This is a genomic window from Bradyrhizobium sp. AUGA SZCCT0169 (assembly GCF_018130085.1).
In the GTDB taxonomy this organism is placed as follows: domain Bacteria; phylum Pseudomonadota; class Alphaproteobacteria; order Rhizobiales; family Xanthobacteraceae; genus Bradyrhizobium.
The window spans coordinates 117215-142757 of record NZ_JAFCMC010000009.1; the positions used below are offsets into that span (position 1 = coordinate 117215).

Here is a 25543-nt window from a genome sequence, read left to right on the forward strand (position 1 = left end):
GCGTCAGGTCATCGGCGGCGCGATGAACTGGATAAATCCGGGGCGCTCCGAGATCTGCGCGAACCAGCGCTCGAGGTTTGGCAGTTTCGGCTTGGTGACGCCCTCGACGCCGAACCAGCGCCGCGCGAAAGCGCCGAGCGCGATATCGGCGATCGTGAACTGATCGCCTTCGATATAGCGGCGCGTTGCCACTTGTGCGTCGACGATCCGCCATTGCACGGCCTCGGCGTCGGCGTCCTTCTGGACCTGGACCATGTCGCGTTTTTCCGGCGCCGTGCGAACCAGCGCCCAGAACACCGGCCGGTCCACCGGTTGCAGGGTCGACAGCGTCCAGTCCAGCCAGCGGTCGACGGCCGCGCGTGCCTGCGGACTATGCGGATAGATCGGCGAATTCTGGCCGTAGGCGAGGCAGAGATAGCGCATCACCGAATTGGATTCCCACAAGACGAAGTCGCCGTCGATCAGCGTCGGCACCCGGCCATTGGGATTCATCGCAAGGTAGGGCGCTTCATTGTTCTTGCCGAACTGCATGCCGGCATCGATGCGTTCATAGCCGAGATCGAGCTCGCGCAGGCACCACAGCACTTTCTGAACGTTGACCGAATTGGCCCGGCCCCAGATGGTGAGTTGTTGTTTGTTGTCACCCACGTGTTTTGCTCCCGGTGGTTTTCTTGCGGTGATCTTCTTGCAACCGGTTCATAGCGGAAGATCAGCAAAAAAGCGCGGGCCGCCTTGGATCAAACAAAACCTGGACCAAAAAAAACAGGCTCCGCCGCGTCGCGACGGAGCCTGATTTCACGTACGTTTGCCGTCAGCGGCCGAAGAACAACCACAACAGAAGAATTATCGGTATCGGTACGCCCAACAGCCACAACAAAATTCCTCGTCCCATCCTCGTATCCTCCAAATATCAATCGAGGAGAGAACGTGCGGGCGCGTGTCTTGTTCCTTCGCGCGGACCGAAACTGCGCATGCGGTGCCGCGTTATGATGGTGGAATGTCGGAGAGTGACTGTCCGATTCGAAACAGCGAATAGCCGTCTCGATCGATGGCTTCGCGCACCTCGGCGTTGACGTCGCCTGCTTCGCGGCTGCGCGTCAACGTCCAGTCGTCTTCCGAGGTTTCTGAGGGAAACGGCACGTCCGCTTTCGTCACCAGCCGGTAGCTGGGATGGCGGACGTGCACAAAGAAATTGTACCGTAACGTTTTCAAGCGAAGTGGATTCCGGTTCGCGTCAAGAGAGCCAGAGCCCGTTCTGATTCATTCAAGAACCGAACAGGCTCAACGCCTACCAGTGGCCGGTGTTCGGCATCGAGGTCCACGGCTCGGCCGGCGGCTTCGGGTCACCCTTCTGCAAGAGCTCGATCGAATGCAGATCCGGCGAGCGGACGAACGCCATGTTGCCGTCGCGCGGCGGGCGATTGATGGTGATGCCCATCTTCATCAGCCGATCGCAGGTGGCGTAGATGTCGTCGACCTCATAGGCGAGGTGACCGAAATAGCGGTCTTCGCCGTATTTCTCTTCGTCCCAATTGTAGGTCAGTTCGACCAGCGGCGCGCCGCGGGTGGCCGGCGAGGCCTTGAGCAGGCCTTCGTCTTCGGCGGCGCACAGGAACACCAGCGTGAAGCGGCCCTTGTCGTTGTCGATCCGGCGCACTTCCTTCAGCCCCAGCGCATCAGAATAGAATTTCATCGCGGCATCGAGATTGCGGACGCGCAGCATGGTGTGGAGAAAACGCATGTTTCTTGGCTCCCTTTGCGAGGCTTGGTTTTTGGTTCGGGGCTTGAATAGCAGCAAAATCCCCCACGGGGCAGGGGGCAAGATGCCATTCAGGCGCCACCCCGGGCCCTTTACATAGCGGTGTGGCTGGGAAAGTGATGGCAGTATGAAATACCTGCTTAGCGCTCTTCTCATCTCCGGCACGGCTCATGCAGCCGACCAACTTCCCAACAGCATGCTCGGGAAGTGGGCCTCTGACGCTGCTGCGTGCGGACAGCAGTCCAGCGAACTCGGGATGACGGTCGAACCCCGGACAGTGCTGTTTTACGAGCATGGCTTTCAGATCAAGCACATTACCCGGCTAAAGGATGGCTCACTAAAGGGAACAGGGTATGGTTTTGCAGACGATGGTCGGTCCAACGGTTCAATCACGCTTAAGCTGATTGATCCCAACAAGCTTCAGACCAAGGGAGATGTCTATCATCGGTGCGAAAAGCGAAATGGAGGCGCACGATGAGTGAAGCCGAAGTGAGCGGCCTTGCTGCGACCTTCCTCAACTATCACCGTTGCGGGAAGGATAAGCGCGCCGGGCGGGCCAAGCACGAGTGCCGGCGCGTCTGAACTGTGGGTAATTCGACCGTGGGCTGGACAGGCAAGCCCGTCCGCACATTATGCGTCGCGAGACGGAATCTCTGGAGGGCCTAGGGGGACAGTCTCGCTGAAGGCCACGCGGCGTAACGCCCGCGTGGCCTTTTGTTTTCCAATTATTTACGATTGCTCGTCCGCAAAATTGCGGACGCTGTTCGTTCTCCGAGAACAAAAGCGGAGCCGGCAGGCTAGCCATTGATCGCCTGGCGGGTGACGGCCGGAACGAACCTTTCTCCGCCGGGTTCTTTCCACAAAGGAGAGGAGCCATGACGGAGATCATCAAAGGCGTCAGCCCCATTACCCTTATCAACGTCTTCACCGTTGCCCCGGAAAAGGCCGACGAACTCGTCAAATTGCTCGACGAGGCTACTGACAAGGTCATGAAGCATCAGCCGGGATGCTGCCAACATTCACCGCGGCCTTAGCGGCAAACACGTCGCGAATTACGCTCAATGGCGATCGAAGGAGGATTTCGAAGCCATGCAGCGCAATCCCGAATGCAAAGAGCCACATGATGGCGGCAGGTAAGCTCGCGGAAAAATTCGAGCCCGAACTCTATGCGGTGGCCAGCGTCCACGTAAGACGCGCGGGGTGACGGCTACACAAGCGAAAGCCCCGCTCGGGGGAAGCAGGGCTTTCTGATGGGGATGAGTGTCTGGGGGACTACTCATCCATAAGTCACCGCACCGCGCAATTGGTTCAAACCGATTTTCGCGCGCTGCTGATCCGGAGTACTTGCCAAATTGTTCTTGTTATGTTCTATTCAAGCCATTCCCTGGAGGTTGATTCATGGACATCGAGAAACAACGCGAAATCATCAGGCTCTGGAACCGCATGCGCCGGGTCGAAGGCCCGATCGCCGAGGAAATCCGCATTCAGATCCTCGAATATTTTGTACAGCAGGACCGTCCGAAACGCGCGGCCTGATGAGGTTTGCTCGCGCGCGTCGCCACGGCGTTAAGGCGCTGGTGTCGAGAGCGTGATCTCGCACAGATATTTGCGCGGGGCGGACGCAGTATCCCAGCACAGAGCGCCGGTCGACAATCGCCATCGCTCCCCCGGCGGCAGGCACGTCGCCGGCAGCGCGAGGGACCAGGTTCACTTCCGATGGGCTAGACCTTGACGTCGACCAATGGGGCTGGCTCGGCCTGGGCGTGTTGTTCGATCTGTGCTTGCTGGGCCTGCGCCTTGGCGTCGTAGACGGCCTTCAGGTCTTCGTTGATCGTATTCGGCGGCGCCTTGGCGGTTTGGTCGACAAGGAGCTGGATTCTGGCCTGCGTCACTTCAACAGGTACGGGATAAACAAGCATGAGATTATCCTCCTGACCAAAAGCTGTCAGGCGTTCGTTTACACTTTGTAAAGAGATTGGGTTAACGGCGAATTGGGTTAATTGCCGAGTAGATCGGTACCGGGCAGGGACCGGCGAGACGTGCAGGGGATGCCGAGATGATTTTGGTGACAGGGAGTATTCTGGCGCGTGAGGACCGTTTTGAGGAGGTGCTGGCCGCCTGCCTTGACCATGTCGAGCGCTCCCGCACGGAGCCCGGCTGCATCTCGCACGACGTGCATGTCGACTGCCAGAATCCAATGCGCCTGTTTTTCTTCGAGCAATGGGCGGACGAGGCAGCGCTGCGCACCCATTTCGCCGTTGAAGGCTCGAAAGCGTTCGTCAGATCGCTCAAGGGCCGGATCGTCGAAACCACCGGGACCAGGATCTATCGCGCGGAATCAATTCCGCGATAGCCGCGCTGCAAGCCGTGTCGCGCAACGCGCCACGCGTCTTGTCGCCTGCGAGTCTTAGAGGGTCTTGTCCAGCCGTTCGGCGTAGAGCCGGAATTTCTCGGCCATCTCGAAGAGCTTCTTCGAGGCCTCGGGATCCCTGACGGCGCGGGCCAATCGCTTGGCTCGGATGGACTGGTCTCGGTAATGATCTGCCTGGGTCATGTCAGCACCTTTTCGGATAGGTACAAATCGGACCAAGAAGGTTCGATCACGACGGATGCGAACAGCCGATAGCGTCCGAAGCGCTCCGATCAGGCCGGCCTGGCGGCAGGCGGCGCGTGGGCCACGATGCGGTTTGCCATCGGCGAGCGCTCGCGAAGTAACCCGATCTTAAGCGGCGGCCGGTCCGGAAAGCGCGCCCCCTGTTCGTTCTTCGAAGAACAAAAGGAGTCTTGCTTCGATGTTTCGGATTCCCTGGCGCAGCGCTTCGCGTGTCGCCCCAGCCTCTGGTCCGATCCATTTGATCGTGTTGCACTAGTCCGTGCTGTGCCGATGCGTATGTCGCTCGAAGGGAAAGCTCGATGCGTCCGGCCGCCGGGGGTGTGGACGGGTGCGCAGCAAGCATTGGGCGCAACGCCGGAAAACCCATTTTGCGCCCTGTGATTTACCTGTGGATTTGCTGCGGACAAGTGCGTGCGTACAGGATCGGGTGGGGTGCGCGCCAACCGGCGAGGTCAACGATCCCTTTCCGAACCGCCAATAACCCTATTCAGTTAGGTTAAGACCGGGATTGCGTTGTGCTTATCAGAGGTTGCGCTAGGGATGGCTGGAGGAAACAGCCATGGTCCCTTCGTTTCATAACGCCGACAAGCCGACGCACCGACGCGTGATGGTGGTCGGGCTGCTGTTTTGCCTGGCCTTCGTCGGCATCAGTTTTTCACTGCGGTCGCAACCGGAAACCGGACATGTGCTGGTCAAAGCTGACAGGCTGGTCCGGACGGCGGGCGAGCCGCACAAGGCGAACTAGGATTCCCTAGCGGTCCGGCAATTTTTCGCCGCGCGGCTTGTGATATTTAGCGATGCCGATAAAGCCGGCAAACGCGATCACGTTCAGCAGAACTTCCAGCCATGGGGGCATCGTTGCACCTCTTTCGGGAACAAATTCCCGGGGCGGCAATCGGTTCCTTCTTGCCTGGATGGGCGTGGATATTTTGCGGGCAGGGCCCTCCGCGAAATGAAAAACCCCGCCAGCCTCCGAAGACGCTGACGGGGTGTTTCATGCTTTCACCTCTGGCAAGGTTGCTGCACTTGGCTTGGGAACGCGCATCCGCAGGGTTCGTTCCCGGCGCGCTCCGAAAATTTTTTGGCGGAAATGGCGGGCCGGTTCCGCCTGGTGGCGCACTTACAAAAGAGCCCGGAGCATCACCCCGGGGCTTTTGCTGATCGGACTTTGACGCTAGCGCCAGAACGATGGGCGGTTAAATCCGCTCCAGGCTTTGCCGAGCGTGGTTGCGTAATATTCCTCGCGCTCGCGTTCGAATTTTTCCTGGGTGGCCTTGAAGCTCGCGACCCGTGCTGCGATTTCTTCGCGCGCACGCGCGAGCCTGTCGTCCTGTTCGTTCATTGCCCATCCTTTTTGGAGTCGTGTTTTTGAGTCGTCCCGGTTGCCATTGACGGTTGCGATTGGGGCGTGAATTGGGAAGCCACGTTGCGGGATTGTGGTCGTCTGTTTGCAAAGCGAAGGCGGTGGATAAGGCCCGCGCGCCGCTTGTTGCGTGCGCACCTTCCCGGTAGCGACGAGCAAATCGGAGGTTCGCATGGCAAAGATCGATCTGGATTCACTGAGCATCGAAGAACTCGCAGCACTGCGCGAGCACGCCACCGACAAGCTGTTCGAGAAGGTCGCCGCACGCCGCGCCGAGCTCGAGGCGGAACTGGAAAAACTCGCGCAATACGGCAAGCCTGCGAAGAAAACGGAGAGCGCGCCCGTCGCCAAGGTCAAGAAGACCGAAGAAGTGCGGGAACCCAAGGAACCCGTCGCCAAAGCCGCTTGATGATGCCTGCTTGATGGCGCGGCTGATGTTCGGTTGTGCGGGGGCTGACCGAACAGCCGATCCGATTGGCCGCGCTACCGTCGGCGCGGCCAATTTTGTTTGACGTGTTTTCCGTTGCGGGGCAGGCTTCCGCCTGGAAACGCTTTGAAAATCGGATGTTGACGTGATCGCACCAGACCTTCGCAGCGGCGTCGAACAGCTCGGCAACATGATCGCCGAGGCATCGTCCATCGTTCCCTTTACCGGCGCCGGCATCTCGACCGAATGCGGCATTCCCGATTTCCGCTCGCCTGGCGGATTGTGGACTCGCAATCGTCCGATTCCGTTCGACGAGTTCGTCGCCAGTTCCGACGCCCGTGACGAGGCCTGGCGGCGGCGCTTTGCGATGGAGCCGACCTTTGCCGCGGCGAAGCCCGGCCGTGGACACAGGGCGCTGGCCTCGCTCTACAAGGCCGGCAAAATCCCCGCGATCATCACCCAGAACATCGACAATCTGCACCAGACGTCCGGTTTCAAGGCCGACGACGTGGTCGAACTGCACGGCAACACCACCTACGCCCGCTGCATCGGCTGCGGGCAGGCTTACGATCTGCCCTGGGTCAAGGCGCGCTTTGACGAGACCGGCGGCGCGCCCGATTGCACGGTTTGCGACGAACCGGTCAAGACCGCGACCATTTCGTTTGGACAGGCAATGCCGGAAGACGCGATGCGCCGCGCCACGGAACTGGCCCAGCATTGCGACCTGTTCCTCGCCATCGGATCCTCGCTAGTCGTTTGGCCGGCCGCCGGTTTTCCGCTGATGGCCAAGAACTGCGGCGCCAAGCTTGTCATCATCAATAACGAGCCGACGGAACAGGACGATGTCGCCGATCTCGTGATCCGGCACGACATCGGAGAGACACTTGGACCGTTTGTAGGCAATTGAACTGCAATTGATTCGAGGCTTGCAAGCCTGTTCATAGTTCCCGCCTGAATTGTTTTTTTAGCTATGCGCCGCATGCGGGAGTGTTATCTTTTGATTCGAGAGATTCGCGCGGCGTTATCATGAGTGGTCATGGATGGGCGCGTGTTCCGGTCCGCTACGGTGATAGCGGACCGCATTTGAATGTGTGAGGTCCGGGGTCATGGGGTCGGACGGATTTGAGTCCAAGAAGCTCGGGGGGCCGCCGTCAGGCGGGACAGGGCAGAACAGGCTTGGACCAGGTGAATATTCTGCCGGCGCCGAGCGCGATCCGGGGATGGATGCTCTTTCTGGTCTCGGCGAAACTGCTGCGAACCTGGTCGAAATATCCGGCGTCATCAAATGGTTCGACGCCTCGAAAGGCTACGGCTTCATCGTTCCCGACAATGGCTGGCCCGACGTGCTGCTGCACGTCACGGTGCTGCGCCGCGATGGCTATCAGACCGCGTATGAAGGTGCGCGGCTTGTGGTCGAATGTGTGCAACGCGCCAAGGGCTATCAGGCCTTCCGCATCGTCTCGATGGACGAGTCCACTGCGATCCATCCGGCGCAGATGCTGCCGCCGCGAACCCATGTCAGCGTTACGCCGACCTCAGGTCTGGAGCGCGCACAGGTCAAATGGTTCAACCGGCTGCGCGGTTTCGGCTTCCTGACCTGCGGCGAAGGGACGCCCGACATCTTCGTGCATATGGAAACGCTGCGCCGCTTCGGCATGACCGAGCTGCGGCCTGGCCAGTACGTGCTGGTGCGGTTCGGGCCCGGCTCCAAGGGCATGATGGCCGCGGAGATCCACCCCGAGACCGGGCCGTCGGCACTGTCGTCGCACTAACTGCCCGTATCCGCTGTCCGGCCTGTCACCTGACGGAATCGTGAGCCGGTCGGTGGCTGCGCGTGCGCCGGCCTCTGGCCTTTGCCGCAATCATCGGGTTAGGATTTCCTGGCAATAGCCTAAATCCCCCTGGATCATCCTGGTGTCCGGCGTGAGTGTTGTGATGAATTTGGTTTCGATGGTTGCGCCCGTCTTGCGCGGGCGGCTGACGGCGTCGCTGCTCGCAGCGCTGGGCCTGCTCGTTAGCCTCGGCGCAAGCCCAGCGGCGCAGGCCGCCAGCATTCAGCCGCTCGAGATCGTCACCAAATCCGGCGTGCAGGTGTTCTCGGTCGAGATGGCGACGACCGAAGAGGAGAAGACCACGGGGCTGATGCACCGCAAGGAATTGCCCGACGGCAAAGGCATGCTGTTCGATTTCTCGCCCGAACAGCAGATATCGATGTGGATGAAGAACACCTACATCTCGCTCGACATGATCTTCATCCGCGCCGACGGCCGCATCCTGCGGATCGCGGAGAATACCGAGCCGATGTCGACCAAGATCATCTCGTCGGGCGGGCTCGCCAAGGGCGTGCTGGAGGTGATTGCCGGCACGGCGCAGAAATACGGCATCAGGCCCGGCGACCGGGTGGCCCACCCCCTGTTCAACGGCCGATAGGGCATAGGGCCGCCAGCGCGTTGCTGCGCCCGTTCGGCGCGCCATGGGCGGTCCGCTGCAGGGCCTGGACACAAAATATCAAAAACAACCCCATGCAAAGTTAGGACGGGCCCCCCGGCCAGAGCCGACGCCAGGCCGCCCAGCGCCTTGCTGGCGGGCCCCCAAGCGTGTATCGACGTGTCCATTCCCAGCACCAATCGGGGTATAGCGCAGCCTGGTAGCGCGGCAGTTTTGGGTACTGCAGGTCGTTGGTTCGAATCCAGCTGCCCCGACCAATAATCGTTTGAATTTACTGGTTATTTTTTGATTGGTGCAAGCGCCCGCGTTCCTTTAGACGGATATCAGCGCTGCGCGGCCTGCCACGCCAGCAGGCGGTGTTCGGCCATCGACATCGCCACCGACGTTACGTAGCCGGTCACGCCGAGCAGGATGACGCCGGCGAACAGATCGGCCGAGCGGAAGGCTCTGGCCGAGAGCAGCACCCAATGGCCGAGACCGTCGAGGCCGGCGAGGATTTCGCAGACCACGGAGAGGATCAGCGCCACGGTGAGGCTTAGGCGCATGCCGGCCAGAATGTCGGGACTGGCGGACGGCAGCGCGATCTTGAAGATGACCGCCAGCCGCGACATCTGCAGCGAGCGCGCCACCTCGTAGAGGCGAGGTTCGACCGCCACAAAGCCATGAATGGTCGCCAGCATGATGGGCCAGATGGCACCAAAGGCGATCACGAACAGCGCCATGGCCTGGGTCAGCCCCAGCATCGCAATCGCGACCGGGATGATGGCCGATACCGGCAACGGCCGCAGAAATTCCAGCGACGGCGCCACATAGGTCCGCATTATCCGCGACGAGCCGATGATCGCGCCGATCGCGATGCCAGCGATCGATGCGGCGAGCCAGCCATAGGCCATGTGCTCGAGCGTACCTGCGAGCTTGCTCCCGAGATCGCCGTTGGAAAATCCACGCACCAGCGAGGCCCAGGCCCGGTCCGGACCCGGCAGGAACACCGGCGAGACCAGCTTCAGATTGGCGATCAATTGCCACAGCGCAATGAAGGAGGCGGCGACCGCAAAGCTTGCGGCGCGCCAGAGCCAGAGCCAGAGGCTTGCGTTGCGGTTCATGCGCTGTCTCCGCTCAACGCGGCGCGGCCGAACAGGCGGTGCTGCGCCACCACCAGCAGGATATTCAGCGCGTAACCGATGGCGCCGATCCAGACCAGATAGGCCAGCATCAGGTCGGGCCGCAGCGCCTGCTGCGCCAGCATCATCCCGGCGCCCAGCCCCAGCGGATTGATCGCGATTTCGACTGTGACGGCGACGATCAGCGCGATACCGGCCGACAACCGGAACGCCACGAAGATCCGCGGCAGCGCGGCGGGGATGATGATCTTCCAGACCCGCTGCGGCGCGGGTAGCCGCAGCGCCCGCGATACTTCCATCAACCGCGGTTCGATACTGCGTACCGCCGCCCGGCTCAGGATCAGGATCGGCCAGACGCAGGCGAACGCGACGATCACGATTTCCATGCGATAGCCGAACCCGAGCGCAATCAGCGCGATCGGCAGCAAGGCGATCGACGGGATCGGCCTGACAGCCTCGACCGTCACTTCCATCAGGCGGTTGAGCGTGTCTGAAATCCCGAAGGCAATGCCGAGCGCCAGCCCGATGACGGTGCCGATCGCGAGGCCCGCAAAGGCTGAGAACAGCGTGTCACGCGTTGCTGTGAGGATGGAGAAGTCTGCAAAGGCGCCGGCGAGCGCCATGATGATTTCGCTTGGTGGCGCCAGGCTGTCGCTTTGCAGATGCGTCGCGCGCGCCCAGGCCTCGAAGGCGAGCAGCACCGCCATCGGCAGTATCAGCGCCTTGACTTTATCCTTGGCCTTATCCGTCGTCACTGTTCGGTCGCCTTGATGAAGTCGAACAGCTGCCGCCGCAGCCGCAGAAATTCCGGGTGTTCGCGGGTCGAAAGCTGATCGCGCGGCCGCGGCAGATTGACCGCAAGCTCAATGCCGATCCTTCCGGGATGCGGCAACAGGCCGATGACGCGGTCGCCGAGATAGATGGCTTCGTCCAGATCATGCGTCACGAAGATCACGGTTGCGCCGCTTGCAGCCACCAGCGCCAGCACCTCGTCCTGCAAGCCCTGCCGTGTCATCGCATCAAGCGCGCCGAATGGTTCGTCCATCAGCAGCGTCTTCGGCTCCTGCGCGAGGCAGCGCGCGATCTGCAGCCGCTGCTGCATGCCGCCGGACATTTCGGCGGGATATTTTCCGGCATGGCCGGGCAGGCCCACCGTGCGCAGCAATTCCTCGATGCGGGCAGGGCGCTCGGCGGAGGGCATCCCGCCCGCTTCGAGCGCCAGCGACACATTGCCGGCCGCGGTGCGCCACGGCAGCAGCGCCTTGCCGTAATCCTGGAAGACGATGGCGATCTCGCGCCGCGGATGCAGCATCAGCTGGCCGTCGAAATCCACCCTGCCGCTGGTCGGCTGGTAGAGCCCCGCCGCCAGCCGCAGCGCGGTGGTCTTGCCGCAACCGGACGCACCGACGACGCAGAGGAATTCGCCGGGCCGGACGCCAAGGCTCAAATTCTCGATGATGGTCTTGCCGCCGAGCTGGAGCGTAACGTCCGTGAACGCGATCTGCGGTCTCGGTTGGCCGGGAATGACTTCGAAGCGTTTTGCGGCGTTTGCCATGGCGTCAGCTCTCGCTTCCATTGGGGTAGACGATGTCGATCGTCGAACGCAGATGCGCCTCCAGCATCGCCTGCGCGCCGGCGATATCGCGGGAAAGAACGCGGTCGGCAAGCAATTGGTGGACGCGTACGAACTTCTTGCCGCTGTCGAGGGAGCGCATCATCACGCGGCGGTAGCGGTAGGCTTGGTCGTAGAGATCGGAATGCGCGGCCAGCAGCCGCCTGGAGCCGCAGCCGGTCAGAAGCGCGGTGTGGAAACCCTTGTGCAGCCGGTCGAAGTCCTCGGCGCCTTCGCGGAATTCATCGCCGGTCCGCTCGATGTGCCGGCGCATTTGGTGCAGCGTGCTGACAATGCCGGCCTCCCAGGCATCGTCGCCATGGGTGATCGCCAGCTTGATCGCCTCGATCTCGACCGCGGTCCGCATCACGGTGATATCGTGCAGGTCTTCGCGGCTGACGTCGGCAACACGAAAGCCGCGCTGTCCGGTTCCGACGATCAGCCCGCGCGACATCAGCCGCGACAAACCTTCGCGCAGCGGCGTCGCGCCGATCTCATAGCGCTGAACCAGATCGACGATCCCAAGCCGCGATCCCGGCGCGAGATGCCCGGCCAGTATGTCGTGCTCGACCAGCGTGGCTGCGCGCTCGCTTAAAGTTGCGGCCTCAGTCGCGGGTTGGCTCGAATTGCGCTCGGTAGTCGACATTGCAACAGCCTCACTTCAGAACCAGTTTGGCGGTATCGAGCCTGGATTGCAGCATTCTCTGCGACGACATTACCTCGATCCACCAGCTCAACTGCTCGGGCTTGAGCGCCGGCTCGGATTGGTTCGGGGGCGTCGCCTTGACCAATTCGATCGGCTGCTTGGTGAATTTGGCAATCGACGCGGAGGCCTTTTCGCGATCGCCATTGACGATCAGCGCGGATTCAGCGATCGCATCGCGAAATTTCTTGATCGCGACGGCGTTCTTGTCGGCCCATTCGCGGGATGCCGCGTAGAAAATGATCGGCTCGGTGCGCGCGAGCTCGGCTGCATAACGCGCGCCGACCGAGCCCAATCCTGCGTTCAGCATACGCGTCACGAACGGCTCGGCGGTCAGCACGGCATCGACGCTGCCTGATTTGATGATGTCGGACATGGTCGGGAAGGTGACCTCGACGAAATTGACGCGTCTGGGATCGACGCCTTTGTCCACCAGCCACTTTACGAACAGCACATGCAGGAAGGCGTTGAGGCCGGGCGCGCCGACTTTCTTGCCGACGAAATCCTTTGGCTCCTTGATGGTGATGCCGTTGCGGACGAAGGCGGCGATGCTGTCCTGGTTCACCGGGCTCATCACGCTCGCGCCGGCGATGGCGACGAGGTCGAGGCCGCCGTCAACGGCCTGCAGGAACACGGTCGAGGTTGGTCCACCGATCTGAATCGAGTTGGAAAGGATCGCGGCGGGGATGTTCGAATTGATGCCGATCGGCGTCATCTCGACTTCAAGCCCGTGCTTTTTGAAGATGCCTTCGTCGATCGCCACCATGGCGGAGGCGCAATCCGACGTCGCCGTGCAACCGACCTGAATCTTGGCCTGCGCGACGGCAGCTCCCGTCAGCGCCAGGCTGACCGCATAGGTTGCAAGGATCGTTTTCACGGTCATCTCCCTGGTTTACATTTTTGGTGCTTGATTATCGATATTTTTTTTGATCATATATTTCATCCAAAAGCAAGAGGGCGGCAAACAATGAAACTCGCAACGTTCAAATCCGGCGGTCAGGAAAAGGTCGGGATCGTGCATTCCGGCGACGGCAAACTGTTCGATCTGGCCGCGGCCGCCGGCCGGAACGGCGCCGCCAATCCGGCCTTCGTTTCCATGCTTGCCCTGATTGATGCCGGCGAAGGCGCGCTCGAACGGGCATCGGCCGTGTTCGACAAGCACGGCAAGGACGAAAGCCTGTCGGTATCCGTTGCAACGGCAGATATCCTCGCCCCGATCCCGGAGCCGCGGCAGATGCGGGACGGCATGTCGTTTCCGCTGCACATTCTCCAGGCCCCGCGCGGCCAGCTCAAGCTCGCCGCACGCGCCAGGAACGACATGGCGGAACTGGCGCGCATCGAGGCCGAGCCGCTCGGCGAATTGCCGGAGGTCTATCGCAAGCAGCCGATCTATTACATTACCAACCGCTTCAGCGTCCGCGGCACCAACACCACCGTAAAGTGGCCGCGCTACAGTCAGGTGATGGATTATGAATGCGAATTCGGCATCATCACCAAGAACAAGGGTGCCAACATTTCCGCCGCGAAAGCCAAGGATCACATCTTCGGTTTTACGATCTTCAACGATTTTTCTGCGCGCGACGCCCAGCGTATCGAAATGGAGGGGCGGCTCGGCCCCGCAAAAGGCAAGAGTTTCGATGGCGGCAATGTAATGGGACCGTGGATCATCACGCCCGACGAGCTCGGTGATCCCTACAAATTGAAGATGGAAGTGCGCGTCAACGGCAAGATGCGCTCGCAAGGGGTTTCCGATGGAATGCTGTTTTCATTCGAGGAGATTATCGCCCATGTCACCAGGGACGAGACGCTGATGCCCGGCGAATTCATCGGCTCCGGAACGGTCGGCAATGGCTGCGGACTGGAACTCGGCTGGTATCTCGAACACGGCGACAGCATCGAGCTTGAAGTCGAAAAGATCGGTATCCTGAAGAACCGGGTCGAACGGCAATAGGCCGCCGCGACCACGCCACCACAACAAGAACCAAAAACATTCAGCGAGGAAACGCCAATGGCGCGCAAGTTGATCGATATCTCCGTTCCCCTGCAAAACGATGTACCCGCCGATCCGCCGGGCGGTCATCCGACCATCCAGTACATCGACCACCAGCAGGGCCTGCCGCGCATGCTGCAGTTCTTTGACGGGCTGAAGGCCGAAGATCTGCCGGACGGGCAGGGCTGGGCGGTCGAGCAGGTGCAGCTCTCGACCCACAACGGCACCCACCTGGATGCGCCCTGGCACTTCCATCCCACCATGAACCGGGGTGAGCGATCCTGGACCATCGACGAGGTGCCGCTGGAATGGTGCCTACAGCCGGGGGTGAAGCTCGACTTCCGGCATTTTGCCGACGGCTATGTGGCGACCGCCAAGGACGTGGAGAACGAGCTCAAGCGTATCGGTCATACCCTGTCGCCGCTGGAAATCGTGGTGGTCAACACCAGCGCCGGCGTCAAATACGGCCGGCAGGATTACGTCACCTCGGGCTGCGGCATGGGCTATGAGGCGACCATGTATCTTCTGGAGCGCGGCGTGCGGCTGACCGGCATCGACGGCTGGAGCTGGGATGCGCCGTTCGTCTACACCGCAAAGAAATATGCCGAGACCAAGGACGCCAGCCTGATCTGGGAAGGCCACAAGGCCGGCCGTCACATCGGCTATTGCCACATCGAGAAGTTGCACAACCTCGAGCAACTGCCATCAACCGGGTTCACGGTGTCCTGCTTCCCGGTGAAGATCGAACGCGCTTCGGCGGGCTGGACCCGGGCCGTCGCTATTCTCGACGGATAGATCCGTCGCTAGCGAGAAACGCCGAGAGGAATTTCAGGATGGAATTGCGCCGAGCTTGTTGGCAGATGCTTCTGCGGGAGTGAGTCCGTTTCGTCGATCAGCCCGATGCCGCCGCGGCTTCATCCTGACGGCGCGCTGACACTGACAACAGCGATCGCGCGCCGCAACGCGACAGTGCGCATGTCGATTGAGCGCAGCTCGCTCAGTGGAAGTGTCAAATTAGCGGCAAAGAAAAAGGTGCGCCGGTTGTCCGGCACACCTGATTATTGTTTAGACCGTGCGTAAATTTTCGCCGATCAATCCGATATCAGTAATACCTGCAGACGCGAACGCCGTACGCATTCCACCAGCAGCGGGGTCCGCCGCGAACCACGGGAACACCGTAGAAGCCATAGCCCCGGCCCCGGCCATAATAACCACGGCCGCGACCCCAGCCGCCGCCGCGATAGAAACCACGACCGCCACCGCGACCCCACCCGCCGCCACGGCCTCGTCCACCGCGGGCTTCCGCCGGCGACGTCGTTGCACCTACCAGAATGGCAGACGTGCTGGCGACGTAGACGAACAACAAGGCGAGCGCTGCAAGACAACGCGTCAGGATATTGTAGCGTTTAGCCATTCTAGAATCTCCCGGTCACTTTCTAAACCACCTGGACTTCCGCATTATCAAACTTAGACGCTCGAAAATGCCTTTGGTTCAGATGAGCTAAGATAATATCTTTACTAAGGTTCTTTCGGCAATTCGGGACTTTATTAAGACGGAAAGATAAGGTCAAGTTACACTCCGGCTTGCGACGAATTCTCGCGTTGCGCCGTTCATCTTCGTTCATCTTCGTTCATCTTTCTGTCCGATGATTGTGCACTGCAGAATTACCGAAACGAAAACTCGGCAAGACAAACCAGCCGAACAACCAGGCAAAAAAACGGGCAAGAAAAACCAGGCAAGCCCAAGCCAGCAACTTGACGTCGACACGATCTCGAGCACGACGGTCCCCGCCTTAAAGAGTATCCATGCCCAAACAGCACACCTACGTTCTCGGCCTGAACACCTACGACCATGACGTGAGCGCCTGCCTGCTACGCGACGGCGCCATCGCATTCGCGATCGCCAAGGAGCGGATCACGCGGGTCAAGCACGCGTCCGGCTTCTACAAGGAGGTGATCGACTATTGCCTCGAGGCAGAAGGCATCACGCTGGATGACATCGATCTGATCGTTCGCAATTGCTACATCATGCCGGTAGGGGAAATGGAAGAACGGCTGGTCTATTTTGACGCGCCGGGTTTCCTTCCCGAATTTGAACGGGACGACGCGGCCAAGCACCCGTTGTATTTGTCGCACTCGGAGAAGGTGGTAACGATCTCCCACCATCTGGCGCACGCCTACAGCGCGTTCGCGGTATCGCCGTTCGAGGAAGGCGTGGTGATGATCGTCGATGGCGTCGGCAGCTATCAGTCCGACGTCATGGAGTCCTATCCCTCGGGCGACACCGCAACGCCGCTCGCGCGCGAATCCGAGAGCTATTACAAGTTCAAGGGATCGACGATCGAATGCCTGAAGAAGGTTTTCATGGAGCCGGACCGCGGCTTCCTGAGCGATGAATTCTACAACATGCCGGGGATGGGCGCGCTCTACAGCCGGGCGTCGACCTACATTTTCGGCGACTGGAATAAATGCGGCGAGCTGATGGGGCTCGCACCCTATGGCCGCCACAACGCGGTCGCGAGCCTGATGGGGCTGAAAGACGGCACGCTGCAGGTGCCGCACTGGACCACCGATCTCAAGCAGCCCTACATCCAGGACGGCAGCACCTGGGAAAAGAGCCCGGCGATGCGGCACTGGGAGGATCTGGCCTGGCGGGTGCAGGACGACACCGAGAACGTGCTGCTCGCCCGCGCGCGCTGGCTGCGCGAGACCACCGGGGCCAAGAACCTGACGATGGCCGGTGGTGTCGCCCTGAACTGCGTGGCCAATGGCCGGCTCGCCCGTGAAGCCGGTTTCGACAATATCTGGATCCAGCCGGCGACCGGCGATGACGGCATTGCGATCGGCTGCGCCTATTACGGCTGGCTCGAGATCCTGAAGCAGCGCCGCAACTTCGTCATGGAGCATTCCTATATCGGCAAGCCCTATAGCGATGCGGATGTCGCGGCCGCGCTGCAGCGGTTTTTGGTGCGCATCCAGATCGACGCGAGACGCAGCGACAATGTTTGCCGCGATACCGCGAAGTTGCTCGCCGATCAGCGCGTGATCGGCTGGTTTCAGGGCGGCTCCGAGTTCGGCCCGCGGGCGCTCGGCAACCGCAGCCTGCTCGGCGATCCCCGCAAGCCCGAGATGAAGGACATCCTGAACAGCCGCGTCAAGCACCGGCAGGCGTTCCGCCCGTTCGCGCCGATCGTATTGGCCGAGCGGATGAAGGATATTTTCGAGGGCGACGCGGATTCGCCGTTCATGCTGCTTGCGAAGCCGGTGCGCCCTGAGTGGCGCGACAAGATACCGGCGATCGTGCATGTCGACGGTACGGCGCGCGTCCAGACCGTGCGCGAAGCGACCAATCCGAAGCTGTACCAGTTGTTGAAGGAGTTCGATGCGTTGACCGGCGTTCCCGTGCTGATCAACACGTCATACAACATCAAGGGCGAGCCGATCGTCGAGACGCCGCGCGATGCCGTGGCCTGCTTCCTGACCACGGGGGTCGACCATCTGATCATGCACGACACGGTGGTATCGAAGACCGCCATGCACAAGATCGTCGGACCGCTGGTCGATACCTACGACGACGTGAGGAACCTGGTGTCAGCGACCGCCCGGTCGGCCTGAAGGTGGCCGTTCTGGAAGTTGAGGACACCGATCAAGCCGCTTCGATCAAGCGGCCGCTTTCGGCGCCGGCTTGGGCAACGGCTTGTCCTGCCGTTTCGACCAGGAAATATAGTAGGCGACGATCGTCATGATCGCGATGCCGGTCACGCTGACGAAGATCTGCGCGAACAGCGAGCCGGAGCTCAGCGACAGCTGGAAGTGCCCGACGAACGACAGGAACACGCCGACGCAGAATACCGCGAGCGATTGCTGGCCGCAGACCACCAGCGGATCGAATATTCTCCATTCCAGCGCCGGCCAATCCTTCGGGATGAACCGGATCACCATGATCACGATCACCACGAAATGGATGAAGCGGTAGGGCGCCAAATTGGTCTTGTCGTTCGGATTGAACATCGAATAGAGCCAATGCGGGAACATGTTTCCGAAATCCGGAAACCTGCCGGCCATCGTCATGACCAGCGCCAACAGCAGATAGGCGATACAGAAATACAGCGTCAGCGGGTGATTGATCACCGCCGCCGACCGCCGGGCGCCGCCGAGCGCGCACCAGGAGCCGAACACGAACAGCACCTGCCAGGCGAACGGGTTGAAGTACCAGGTTCCGGTCGGGTAGGCCGCCAGGTTCCAGCCGGTTTGCCGCGACACCAACCACAGCACGATTGCGGCGACCATGGTCCAGTTGGGCTGGCGCAGCATCATCCACAGCACCGGCGGGAACAGTCCCATCAGCACGATGTAGAGCGGCAGCACGTCGAGGTTCACCGGCTTGAACTTCAGGAACAGGCCCTGGCGCAACGTTTCGGTCGCGTTGTCGACCAGGCCGACGACGTTGAACTCGTTGACGAGCTCGGAATCGCCAAACCGCAGCGCGAGGTAGCTGATCGAGGCGATATAGATCACGAACAGGATGATGTGGGCGACGTAGAGCTGCCAGACGCGCTTGGTCAGCCGCGTGGCGCCGACGATGAAGCCGCGGTCGAGCATCATCCGGGCATAGACGAAGGAGGCGGTATATCCGGAAATGAAAACGAACAGGTCGGCCGCGTCGCTGAAGCCGTAGTTGCGGGTCGTGATCCAGTTCACCACGTTGTCCGGGATGTGATCCAGATAGATCGCCCAGTTCGCAACCCCGCGAAACAGGTCGAGCCGGAGGTCGCGTCCTTTTTCGGGCAGGGTGGCGTTGATTTTCATTGGAGCCGCTTCGATGTGATGCTGTCGGGACGATCGCGCCGCCGGACCAAGCCTTGAATCAGGCCTCGAACCATACGCGGGCCGCAGGGCGGACGAAGATTGTCACAGTGCAGCATAATGACTATACCGGTCCGGAATGGTACATCCGGGGTTATGGAATCACCGATCAAATCCCTGAAAGGTGTCTCTATACTATCCCGGCCGTCTGCGCCAAACGTCTCCAAGTCTCGTGTCTTTAAGTCGCACATCTCTGAAGGTTCGACCATCCATGACCGCACGCATTTTTAAGCCCGCCAAAAACGCGATGCAATCGGGCAGGGCCAAGACCCGGGAATGGCAGCTCGACTACGAGCCCGAGCAGCCCCGGGCGATCGAACCGTTGATGGGCTGGACCTCATCCGGCGACATGAAGCAGCAGCTCACGCTCCACTTCGACACCAAGGAAGACGCGGTGGCCTATTGCGAACGCAAGGGCATTCCCTACCAGGTGATCGAGCCCAAGGACTCCGCGCACCGCCAAGTCGCCTATGCCGACAATTTCGCGTTCCGGCGCGGCGAGCCCTGGACGCATTAGGCCCGGGACCCATTACGTCATCGACCCCATTGAGCCTTGGAAGCGCTAGGGACTGTTTTCCCCGGGCATCGGCAGGGGCGCATCCTTCGCGACGCCAAGGACCGGCAAGCTTCTGATAGTCCGAACCTCGGGCATGGCGGCGAACTGCCGAAGCTGCTGATGCATCCCCTCGACATCGGGCGCGACGCATTTGAGTAAAAAGTCCGCTTCTCCCGAGATGCGCCAGCTTTGCAGAACCATGGGCAGGGCCGCAATCGAGGCTTCGAACGCTTCCAGCGTCGCCTTGGCCTGGCTCGCCAGTTGGATCGATACGAACGACACGACCTCGTAGCCGAGCACCTTCTCGTCGATCGTGGCGCGGATCGCCTTGATCACGCCGCGGCTGCGCAGGGACCGCACACGCCGCAGGCAAGGCGGCAGGGAGAGGCCGACACGACTGGCCAGTTCGTTGATCCGGATGCGTCCATCCTTCTGAAGCTCGGACAATATCTTCCGGTCGATGTCGTCGAGCTTGTGATTGGCTGTCATGGCTGCTCGTCCGCGCTCAGGAGTCCGCCGCTGCTAGACAGCTGCAACCCGCCGTGGCTTGCGGATGCTGCGGGCAGGGGCGCTCGCGGCCTGCGGCGACACGCCCGACAGCACCAGCTTCTCATGGGCGGCGATGATCGCGTCCCTGGTCAGGCGTCCGCCCGGCCGGTACCAGGTGCAGAGGCCGGTCAGGAGCGCCAGGATCGCAAACGTCGCCACCTTGACATCGACGACTTCGAAGACGCCTTCGGAAACGCCCTCCGAGAGGATACGCGCCAGCCGCGCCTCATAGGCGCTGCGCAGCGCCACGATCGCCTCATAGTTCTTCGGCTCCAGGCTGCGCAGTTCGGAATTGGCGATGAAGACCTCGCGCTTGCGGCTCATGTGGTAGGTGACGTGGAATGCGACGAAGGCGCGGAGCTTTTCCTCCGGACCTTGCTTACCTTCCAGCGCGAGATCGAGCTGACGAATGAGTTCGTTGACGTGGTCCTGCACCAGTTCGAACAGCAGTTCCTGCTTGGTGCTGATATGATTGTACAGCGATCCCACCTGGATCCCGACCTCGGCGGCGAGGTCGCGCAGGCTCATCGCCGAATAGCCCTGTTCGAAGATCAGGCGTAGCCCGGCCTTGCGGATCGCTTCCAGCGTCTTCGGGCCATAGGAGCCGATCGTACGTGCCATCTGGTCCTCGGGGTGGTGGATTGAAACGCTTATAAAGATACAAACGACCGTATGTTTATTGCATGAGATGTGAGGAATTTCAACGGCATAACATGCCATTTTGGCAAAACTCAAAAATCATGACCATCCTCTTGCAGCTCTATTAAAAAAACGTATGATCGTTTTTAATTCGGAGGAGGCGTGATCGTGCAAGCGGGCCCGCAATCCCGGCTGCCGGGACACTTCGCCGCAAAGATGGTACAGCCTGTCGCGCCGTTTCGCGAGAGGTCTTGTCCCGCCAGTCCTAGAGGCCACGCACCAACCGCCCGTCACCCAAAGAAACGATAGGCCATGTCGCTTCATTCAACGATCGATCCCACATCCGCCGATTTTGCCCGCAACGCCGAAGTGATGCGCGGCCTCGTCGCCGACCTCAGAGAAAAACTCAAGGTGGTTGCCGGCGGCGGCGGTAAAACCTCACGCGCACGGCATACCTCGCGCGGCAAAATGCTGGCGCGCCAGCGCGTCGACCTGCTGATCGATCCCGGCACCGCATTCCTCGAATTGTCGCCGCTGGCTGCCCACGGTCTCTATGGCGGCGACGTCCATTCCGCCAGCGTCATTACCGGGGTAGGGCGCATCTCGGGCCGCGAATGCGTCATCGTCGCCAACGACGCCACCATCAAGGGCGGCACCTACTATCCGATGACCGTGAAGAAGCATCTGCGCGCGCAGGACATCGCGCGGCAGAACAATCTGCCTTGCGTCTACATGGTCGATTCCGGCGGCGCGTTCCTGCCGCTGCAGGACGAGATCTTTCCCGACGAGCGGCATTTCGGCCGCATCTTCTACAACCAGGCGCAGATGTCGGCAGCTGGCATTCCGCAGATCGCCATTGTGATGGGCTCCTGCACGGCGGGCGGCGCCTATGTGCCCGCGATGTCGGACGAGAGCATCATCGTGCGCAACCAGGGCACGATCTTTCTAGGCGGACCGCCGCTGGTGAAGGCCGCGACCGGCGAGGTGGTCACGGCCGAAGAACTCGGCGGCGCCGACGTGCACTCGCGGCAGTCCGGCGTCACCGACCATTACGCGCAGAACGACGCCCATGCGATCGGGATCGCGCGGCGCATCGTGGCTACGCTGAAGCCGCCGACGCGCGCCGCGCTCAACATGCGCGAGCCGCGCGAGCCGCTGTTCCCGGCGGAAGAAATATACGGCGTGGTTTCCGCCGACGGCCGCAAGCCGTTCGACGTTCATGACATCATCGCGCGGATCGTCGACGGTTCCGAATTCGACGAGTTCAAGAAGCTTTACGGTACGACCTTGATCTGCGGCTTTGCCCATATCTGGGGCTATCCGGTCGGCATCATCGCCAATAACGGCATCCTGTTCAGCGAGAGCTCGCTGAAGGGCGCGCACTTCATCGAATTGTGCTGCCAGCGCAATATCCCGCTGGTGTTCCTGCAGAACATCACCGGCTTCATGGTCGGCAAGAAATACGAGGCCGGCGGCATCGCGCGCGACGGCGCCAAGCTGGTGACGGCGGTGGCGACCGCCGGGGTGCCGAAATTCACCGTCGTGATCGGCGGCTCCTATGGCGCCGGCAATTACGGCATGTCGGGCCGCGCCTACAGCCCGCGCTTCCTCTGGATGTGGCCGAACGCCCGCATCTCGGTGATGGGCGGCGAACAGGCGTCGATGGTTCTGGCCCAGGTGCGGCGCGACGGTATCGAGGCCAAGGGCGACACCTGGTCGGCCGAAGAGGACGAGAAGTTTCGTGCGCCTATTCGTGCCCAGTATGAGAGCCAGGGCAGTCCCTATTATGCCACCGCGCGGCTATGGGATGATGGGGTGATTGATCCCGCCGATACGCGGCTGGTGCTCGGCCTTGGATTGTCCGCGGCTGCCAACGCGCCGATCGAACCGACGAAGTTCGGCCTGTTCAGGATGTGATGCAGATGGACCGCTCGAAACTATACCGGCGTTTCCGCACGCTCTTGATCGCCAACCGCGGCGAGATCGCCTGCCGCGTGATCCGCTCCGCCCGCGCCATGGGCCTGCGCACCGTGGCCGTTTATTCCGAGGCCGACCGCGACGCCATGCATGTCGCCATGGCCGACGAGGCCGTGCTGCTCGGGCCGGCGCGGGCCCGCGACAGCTACCTCAACGTCGAGCGCGTCATTGAGGCGGCGCGCCAGACGGGCGCCGAAGCGGTGCATCCCGGCTACGGGTTCCTGTCGGAGAATGCCGAGTTCGCGCAAGCCTGCCTCGACGCCGGCCTGGTGTTCGTCGGTCCAACCGCCGCGATGATGACGGCGATGGGCTCCAAATCCGGCTCCAAGGCGCTGATGGAAAAGGCCGGCGTGCCGCTGGTGCCAGGCTATCACGGCGAGGCCCAGGACGAGGCTGTTCTGGCGCAGGCCGCCGACAAGATCGGCTTCCCGGTACTGGTCAAGGCCTCCGCCGGTGGCGGCGGGCGCGGCATGCGCGTGGTCAATTCGGCCGGTGAACTGGCGGCTGCCATCGTCAGTGCCAAGCGCGAAGCAAAGGCCGCGTTCGGCGACGATCGCATGCTGATCGAGAAATTCGTCCAGAATCCGCGCCACATCGAGGTGCAGATCATCGGCGACAGCCACGGCAACCTGCTCTCGCTCTGGGAGCGCGAATGCACGCTGCAGCGGCGGCATCAGAAGGTGATCGAGGAAGCGCCGTCGCCGACGCTCGACGCCGCCCAGCGCGAGGCGGTCTGCGCCGCCGCGCGCAAAGCGGCCGCGGCGGTCAATTATGTCGGCGCCGGCACCATCGAATTCGTCTCCGACGGCAAGGAGGTGTTCTTCATCGAGATGAACACCCGCCTGCAGGTCGAGCATCCCGTGACCGAACTGATCACCGGCGTCGATCTCGTGGAATGGCAGTTGCGGGTGGCGTTCGGCGAGAAGCTGCCGCTGGCGCAAAATGAGATCAAACTGAACGGCCATGCCATCGAGGCGCGGGTCTACGCGGAAAATCCGCAGAAGAATTTTATGCCCTCGGTCGGCCGGATCAAGACATGGCGCACGCCTGACGCCGTTGACGGCCTGCGCATCGATGCCGGCTATCGCAGCGGCGATGCGGTGTCGCCCTATTATGACGCCATGCTCGCCAAGTTGATCGCGTGGGCGCCGACCCGACAGGCCGCGATTGAGAGACTGAACCGCGGGCTGGAAGAGACCGACGTCCGCGGCATCGTGACCAACATCCCGTTCCTGTCAGCGCTGGTGACGCATCCGCAAGTTCGGGCGAACACCATCGACACCAGTTTTATTGAACGCGAATTGAAAGGCCTGACCGACCCGAAATACGCTTGCGGCGATCTTGAACTCTGTGCGGCGGTCGCCGCTATCGTAGTCGAGGAGCGCAAGGTCGCAGCCAAGGAGGCCCATTCGCCGTGGCAGGCCTTTGGCTGGCAGCCGGTCGGCCAGCGGCAGCGCGTGTTCGCGCTTCGCCAGGGACAGGGCGCCGAGCAGAAGGTCACGCTGGACTATGGCAACGGGGCGTCGAGGCTGTCGATCGGCGAGCGTCAGTTCGTTTTCACGACGTCGCCTGCCGATGATGGTGGTTTTGATCTGACGCTCGACGGGATGAAATCCCGTGTCGTCGCGGTGATCGAGGGTCACGAACTCTATCTGCGCACCCGCAACGGCCGTTTCGACCTGCATTGGGTCGATCCGTTCGGCGGCGAGACCGAGGAGCATGTCGGCGAGGACAAGATCGTGGCGCCGTTGCCGGGCACCGTGGTGGCGCTGCTGGCCGAGGAGGGGGCGACGCTGGAGAAGGGGGCTGCGATCCTGACGCTGGAAGTCATGAAGATGGAGCAGACCCTGCGCGCGCCGTTTGCCGGCGTGTTGAAGAAGATCAAATGTAAGGTCGGCGATATCGTTGGCGAAGGCGTAGAACTTGCCGAAGTCGAACCTGCAGCCTCGTGAGGCCGAAATGAGCGACGCTGTCCGTATCATTGAAGTAGGGCCGCGCGACGGGCTGCAGAACGAGAAGACCCCCATCAGTGTGGCTGATCGGATTGCCTTCATCGAGGCGTTGATCGGTGCAGGATTGCACACCGTCGAGGTCGGTGCCTTCGTGTCACCGAAAGCGATCCCGCAGATGGTTGGCTCGGACCAGGTGTTGCGTGGCGTCAGCCATATCGCAGGCAGCGAGTTCCACGTGCTGGTGCCGAACGAAAAGGGATACGAAGCCTCGCAAGCGGCCGGCGCCAAGGTCATTGCCGTGTTCGCCTCCGCCTCGGAAGGATTTTCCCGCGCCAACATCAATTGCTCGATCGCGGAGTCGATTGAGCGCTTCAAGCCGGTGGTCGCCCGCGCTAAGGCAGACGGCGTCAAGGTGCGTGGTTATATCTCCTGCGTGCTCGGCTGTCCCTTCGACGGCGAGATCAAGCCGCAGGCCGTGGTGGACGTCGCCAAAACGCTGTGGGACCTCGGCTGCTACGAGGTCTCGCTCGGCGACACCATCGGCGTCGGTACGCCGCTGAAGGCACGGCAACTGCTGCGAGCGGTAGCCGGCAGCGTGCCGATGGAAAAACTCGCAATGCATTTCCACGACACGTACGGGCAGGCATTGGCCAACCTCTATGCGGGGATGGAGGAAGGCGCGCGCGTGATCGACTCCGCCGCCGGCGGCCTCGGTGGCTGCCCCTACGCGCCGGGCGCCACCGGCAATGTCGCGACCGAAGATGTGGTCTATATGCTCGAGGGCTTGGGGATCAAAACCGGCGTGGACATGACAAAGCTGCTAGCTGCGACGAACGAGGTCAGCCGCTTGATTGGCAGGCCGCCGGTCAGCCGCGTCGCTTCGGCGTTGAACGCGAAGAGGCGCATGGCGAGTAGCGAATAGCAAATGGAAGTCCCGCTATTCGCCATTCGCTACTCGCCCGCTTCA

31 protein-coding genes and 1 tRNA gene are annotated in these 25543 nt (G+C 61.6%); 17 read left to right on the top strand and 15 right to left on the bottom strand.

Annotated features, from left to right (window positions below; genetic code table 11):
* Nucleotides 1-3 precede the first annotated feature (3 nt).
* The 3 genes from JQ609_RS13490 to JQ609_RS13500 form a co-directional block, all read right to left on the bottom strand.
* Nucleotides 4-648 carry a glutathione S-transferase family protein gene (locus JQ609_RS13490; RefSeq protein WP_212273760.1) on the bottom strand — a complete coding sequence of 215 codons (645 nt, stop codon included), beginning with the start codon at nucleotides 646-648 and terminating at the stop codon, nucleotides 4-6.
* Between the two features lie 336 nt (nucleotides 649-984).
* Nucleotides 985-1212, bottom strand: coding sequence for a hypothetical protein (locus JQ609_RS13495; protein ID WP_212273761.1), 228 nt, complete (start codon nucleotides 1210-1212; stop codon nucleotides 985-987).
* Between the two features lie 76 nt (nucleotides 1213-1288).
* Nucleotides 1289-1741 (bottom strand): VOC family protein, encoded by a 453-nt coding sequence (locus tag JQ609_RS13500; RefSeq protein WP_192735781.1) that lies wholly within the window; start codon nucleotides 1739-1741, stop codon nucleotides 1289-1291.
* 145 nt (nucleotides 1742-1886) lie between these two features.
* Between JQ609_RS13500 and JQ609_RS13505 the strand changes: the two genes are divergently transcribed.
* The 3 genes from JQ609_RS13505 (at nucleotide 1887) to JQ609_RS13515 (ending at nucleotide 3295) form a co-directional block, all read left to right on the top strand.
* The gene (locus tag JQ609_RS13505) at nucleotides 1887-2237 is read left to right on the top strand and encodes a hypothetical protein (protein ID WP_212273762.1); all 351 of its coding nucleotides are present in this window, start codon (nucleotides 1887-1889) and stop codon (nucleotides 2235-2237) included.
* 397 nt (nucleotides 2238-2634) lie between these two features.
* Nucleotides 2635-2793 carry an antibiotic biosynthesis monooxygenase gene (locus JQ609_RS13510; RefSeq protein ID WP_212273763.1) on the top strand — a complete coding sequence of 53 codons (159 nt, stop codon included), beginning with the start codon at nucleotides 2635-2637 and terminating at the stop codon, nucleotides 2791-2793.
* Between the two features lie 364 nt (nucleotides 2794-3157).
* A complete protein-coding gene (locus JQ609_RS13515) occupies nucleotides 3158-3295 on the top strand; it encodes a hypothetical protein (protein WP_212273764.1) in 138 nt (45 codons plus the stop codon).
* 185 nt (nucleotides 3296-3480) lie between these two features.
* On the opposite strand, the gene JQ609_RS13520 is transcribed toward JQ609_RS13515, so the two are convergent.
* Nucleotides 3481-3678, bottom strand: coding sequence for a hypothetical protein (locus JQ609_RS13520; RefSeq protein ID WP_212273765.1), 198 nt, complete (start codon nucleotides 3676-3678; stop codon nucleotides 3481-3483).
* A gap of 137 nt (nucleotides 3679-3815) precedes the next feature.
* Here JQ609_RS13520 and JQ609_RS13525 point away from each other — a divergent pair, with 137 nt between their 5' ends.
* Complete coding sequence (locus JQ609_RS13525; protein ID WP_212273766.1) at nucleotides 3816-4112, top strand: putative quinol monooxygenase; 297 nt, start codon at nucleotides 3816-3818, stop codon at nucleotides 4110-4112.
* Nucleotides 4113-4166: 54 nt separating this feature from the next.
* On the opposite strand, the gene JQ609_RS13530 is transcribed toward JQ609_RS13525, so the two are convergent.
* Nucleotides 4167-4313, bottom strand: coding sequence for a hypothetical protein (locus JQ609_RS13530; protein WP_212273767.1), 147 nt, complete (start codon nucleotides 4311-4313; stop codon nucleotides 4167-4169).
* A 619-nt stretch (nucleotides 4314-4932) separates the two neighbouring features.
* On the opposite strand from JQ609_RS13530, the gene JQ609_RS13535 reads away from it, so the two are divergent.
* Nucleotides 4933-5118, top strand: a complete 186-nt coding sequence (locus tag JQ609_RS13535; protein WP_212209536.1) for a hypothetical protein — start codon at nucleotides 4933-4935, stop codon at nucleotides 5116-5118.
* A gap of 429 nt (nucleotides 5119-5547) precedes the next feature.
* On the opposite strand, the gene JQ609_RS13540 is transcribed toward JQ609_RS13535, so the two are convergent.
* Nucleotides 5548-5715, bottom strand: a complete 168-nt coding sequence (locus JQ609_RS13540) for a hypothetical protein (protein WP_212209434.1) — start codon at nucleotides 5713-5715, stop codon at nucleotides 5548-5550.
* A 193-nt stretch (nucleotides 5716-5908) separates the two neighbouring features.
* Here JQ609_RS13540 and JQ609_RS13545 point away from each other — a divergent pair, with 193 nt between their 5' ends.
* The 5 genes from JQ609_RS13545 (at nucleotide 5909) to JQ609_RS13565 (ending at nucleotide 8868) form a co-directional block, all read left to right on the top strand.
* Nucleotides 5909-6145, top strand: coding sequence for a hypothetical protein (locus JQ609_RS13545; RefSeq protein WP_211995089.1), 237 nt, complete (start codon nucleotides 5909-5911; stop codon nucleotides 6143-6145).
* A gap of 163 nt (nucleotides 6146-6308) precedes the next feature.
* Nucleotides 6309-7070 (top strand): Sir2 family NAD-dependent protein deacetylase, encoded by a 762-nt coding sequence (locus JQ609_RS13550; protein WP_212036624.1) that lies wholly within the window; start codon nucleotides 6309-6311, stop codon nucleotides 7068-7070.
* Between the two features lie 199 nt (nucleotides 7071-7269).
* Nucleotides 7270-7935 carry a cold-shock protein gene (locus JQ609_RS13555; RefSeq protein WP_212209437.1) on the top strand — a complete coding sequence of 222 codons (666 nt, stop codon included), beginning with the start codon at nucleotides 7270-7272 and terminating at the stop codon, nucleotides 7933-7935.
* Between the two features lie 163 nt (nucleotides 7936-8098).
* Complete coding sequence (locus tag JQ609_RS13560; RefSeq protein WP_212209438.1) at nucleotides 8099-8593, top strand: DUF192 domain-containing protein; 495 nt, start codon at nucleotides 8099-8101, stop codon at nucleotides 8591-8593.
* 198 nt (nucleotides 8594-8791) lie between these two features.
* Nucleotides 8792-8868 (top strand) — tRNA-Pro (locus tag JQ609_RS13565).
* 66 nt (nucleotides 8869-8934) lie between these two features.
* On the opposite strand, the gene JQ609_RS13570 is transcribed toward JQ609_RS13565, so the two are convergent.
* The 5 genes from JQ609_RS13570 to JQ609_RS13590 are packed head-to-tail and all read right to left on the bottom strand — an operon-like array spanning nucleotide 8935 to nucleotide 12915.
* Nucleotides 8935-9714: an ABC transporter permease gene (locus tag JQ609_RS13570; protein ID WP_212273768.1), complete on the bottom strand. Its 780-nt coding sequence runs from the start codon at nucleotides 9712-9714 to the stop codon at nucleotides 8935-8937.
* The gene (locus JQ609_RS13575; RefSeq protein WP_212273816.1) at nucleotides 9711-10439 is read right to left on the bottom strand and encodes an ABC transporter permease; all 729 of its coding nucleotides are present in this window, start codon (nucleotides 10437-10439) and stop codon (nucleotides 9711-9713) included. Before JQ609_RS13575 ends, JQ609_RS13570 begins: the two co-directional genes overlap by 4 nt.
* A 44-nt stretch (nucleotides 10440-10483) precedes the next feature.
* The gene (locus JQ609_RS13580) at nucleotides 10484-11287 is read right to left on the bottom strand and encodes an ABC transporter ATP-binding protein (protein WP_212273769.1); all 804 of its coding nucleotides are present in this window, start codon (nucleotides 11285-11287) and stop codon (nucleotides 10484-10486) included.
* A gap of 4 nt (nucleotides 11288-11291) precedes the next feature.
* Complete coding sequence (locus JQ609_RS13585) at nucleotides 11292-11990, bottom strand: GntR family transcriptional regulator (RefSeq protein ID WP_212209442.1); 699 nt, start codon at nucleotides 11988-11990, stop codon at nucleotides 11292-11294.
* Between the two features lie 10 nt (nucleotides 11991-12000).
* Nucleotides 12001-12915, bottom strand: coding sequence for an ABC transporter substrate-binding protein (locus JQ609_RS13590; RefSeq protein WP_312014850.1), 915 nt, complete (start codon nucleotides 12913-12915; stop codon nucleotides 12001-12003).
* Between the two features lie 99 nt (nucleotides 12916-13014).
* Here JQ609_RS13590 and JQ609_RS13595 point away from each other — a divergent pair, with 99 nt between their 5' ends.
* Both JQ609_RS13595 and JQ609_RS13600 read left to right on the top strand, forming a co-directional pair.
* Nucleotides 13015-13998 (top strand): fumarylacetoacetate hydrolase family protein, encoded by a 984-nt coding sequence (locus JQ609_RS13595; protein ID WP_212273771.1) that lies wholly within the window; start codon nucleotides 13015-13017, stop codon nucleotides 13996-13998.
* Between the two features lie 57 nt (nucleotides 13999-14055).
* Nucleotides 14056-14832: a cyclase family protein gene (locus JQ609_RS13600; RefSeq protein ID WP_212273772.1), complete on the top strand. Its 777-nt coding sequence runs from the start codon at nucleotides 14056-14058 to the stop codon at nucleotides 14830-14832.
* Between the two features lie 307 nt (nucleotides 14833-15139).
* On the opposite strand, the gene JQ609_RS13605 is transcribed toward JQ609_RS13600, so the two are convergent.
* Complete coding sequence (locus tag JQ609_RS13605; RefSeq protein ID WP_212209446.1) at nucleotides 15140-15451, bottom strand: hypothetical protein; 312 nt, start codon at nucleotides 15449-15451, stop codon at nucleotides 15140-15142.
* Between the two features lie 392 nt (nucleotides 15452-15843).
* On the opposite strand from JQ609_RS13605, the gene JQ609_RS13610 reads away from it, so the two are divergent.
* A complete protein-coding gene (locus tag JQ609_RS13610) occupies nucleotides 15844-17652 on the top strand; it encodes a carbamoyltransferase C-terminal domain-containing protein (RefSeq protein WP_212273773.1) in 1809 nt (602 codons plus the stop codon).
* 45 nt (nucleotides 17653-17697) lie between these two features.
* On the opposite strand, the gene JQ609_RS13615 is transcribed toward JQ609_RS13610, so the two are convergent.
* Complete coding sequence (locus tag JQ609_RS13615) at nucleotides 17698-18846, bottom strand: OpgC domain-containing protein (protein WP_212209448.1); 1149 nt, start codon at nucleotides 18844-18846, stop codon at nucleotides 17698-17700.
* A 268-nt stretch (nucleotides 18847-19114) separates the two neighbouring features.
* Here JQ609_RS13615 and JQ609_RS13620 point away from each other — a divergent pair, with 268 nt between their 5' ends.
* Nucleotides 19115-19420: an ETC complex I subunit gene (locus tag JQ609_RS13620; protein WP_212209449.1), complete on the top strand. Its 306-nt coding sequence runs from the start codon at nucleotides 19115-19117 to the stop codon at nucleotides 19418-19420.
* Nucleotides 19421-19465: 45 nt separating this feature from the next.
* Here the strand turns inward: JQ609_RS13620 and JQ609_RS13625 are convergent, their stop codons facing one another.
* Both JQ609_RS13625 and JQ609_RS13630 read right to left on the bottom strand, forming a co-directional pair.
* Entirely contained in the window at nucleotides 19466-19948 is a 483-nt protein-coding gene (locus JQ609_RS13625) for an Lrp/AsnC family transcriptional regulator (RefSeq protein ID WP_212273774.1), read from the bottom strand.
* A 33-nt stretch (nucleotides 19949-19981) separates the two neighbouring features.
* Nucleotides 19982-20629 (bottom strand): TetR/AcrR family transcriptional regulator, encoded by a 648-nt coding sequence (locus JQ609_RS13630; protein ID WP_212209451.1) that lies wholly within the window; start codon nucleotides 20627-20629, stop codon nucleotides 19982-19984.
* A 330-nt stretch (nucleotides 20630-20959) separates the two neighbouring features.
* Between JQ609_RS13630 and JQ609_RS13635 the strand changes: the two genes are divergently transcribed.
* From JQ609_RS13635 to JQ609_RS13645, 3 genes are read left to right on the top strand one after another with little or no spacing between them, the layout of a single operon-like run.
* The gene (locus JQ609_RS13635) at nucleotides 20960-22564 is read left to right on the top strand and encodes a carboxyl transferase domain-containing protein (protein WP_212273775.1); all 1605 of its coding nucleotides are present in this window, start codon (nucleotides 20960-20962) and stop codon (nucleotides 22562-22564) included.
* Nucleotides 22565-22569: 5 nt separating this feature from the next.
* The gene (locus JQ609_RS13640; RefSeq protein WP_212273776.1) at nucleotides 22570-24576 is read left to right on the top strand and encodes an acetyl/propionyl/methylcrotonyl-CoA carboxylase subunit alpha; all 2007 of its coding nucleotides are present in this window, start codon (nucleotides 22570-22572) and stop codon (nucleotides 24574-24576) included.
* Between the two features lie 7 nt (nucleotides 24577-24583).
* Complete coding sequence (locus tag JQ609_RS13645; RefSeq protein WP_212209454.1) at nucleotides 24584-25498, top strand: hydroxymethylglutaryl-CoA lyase; 915 nt, start codon at nucleotides 24584-24586, stop codon at nucleotides 25496-25498.
* Nucleotides 25499-25543 lie beyond the last annotated feature (45 nt).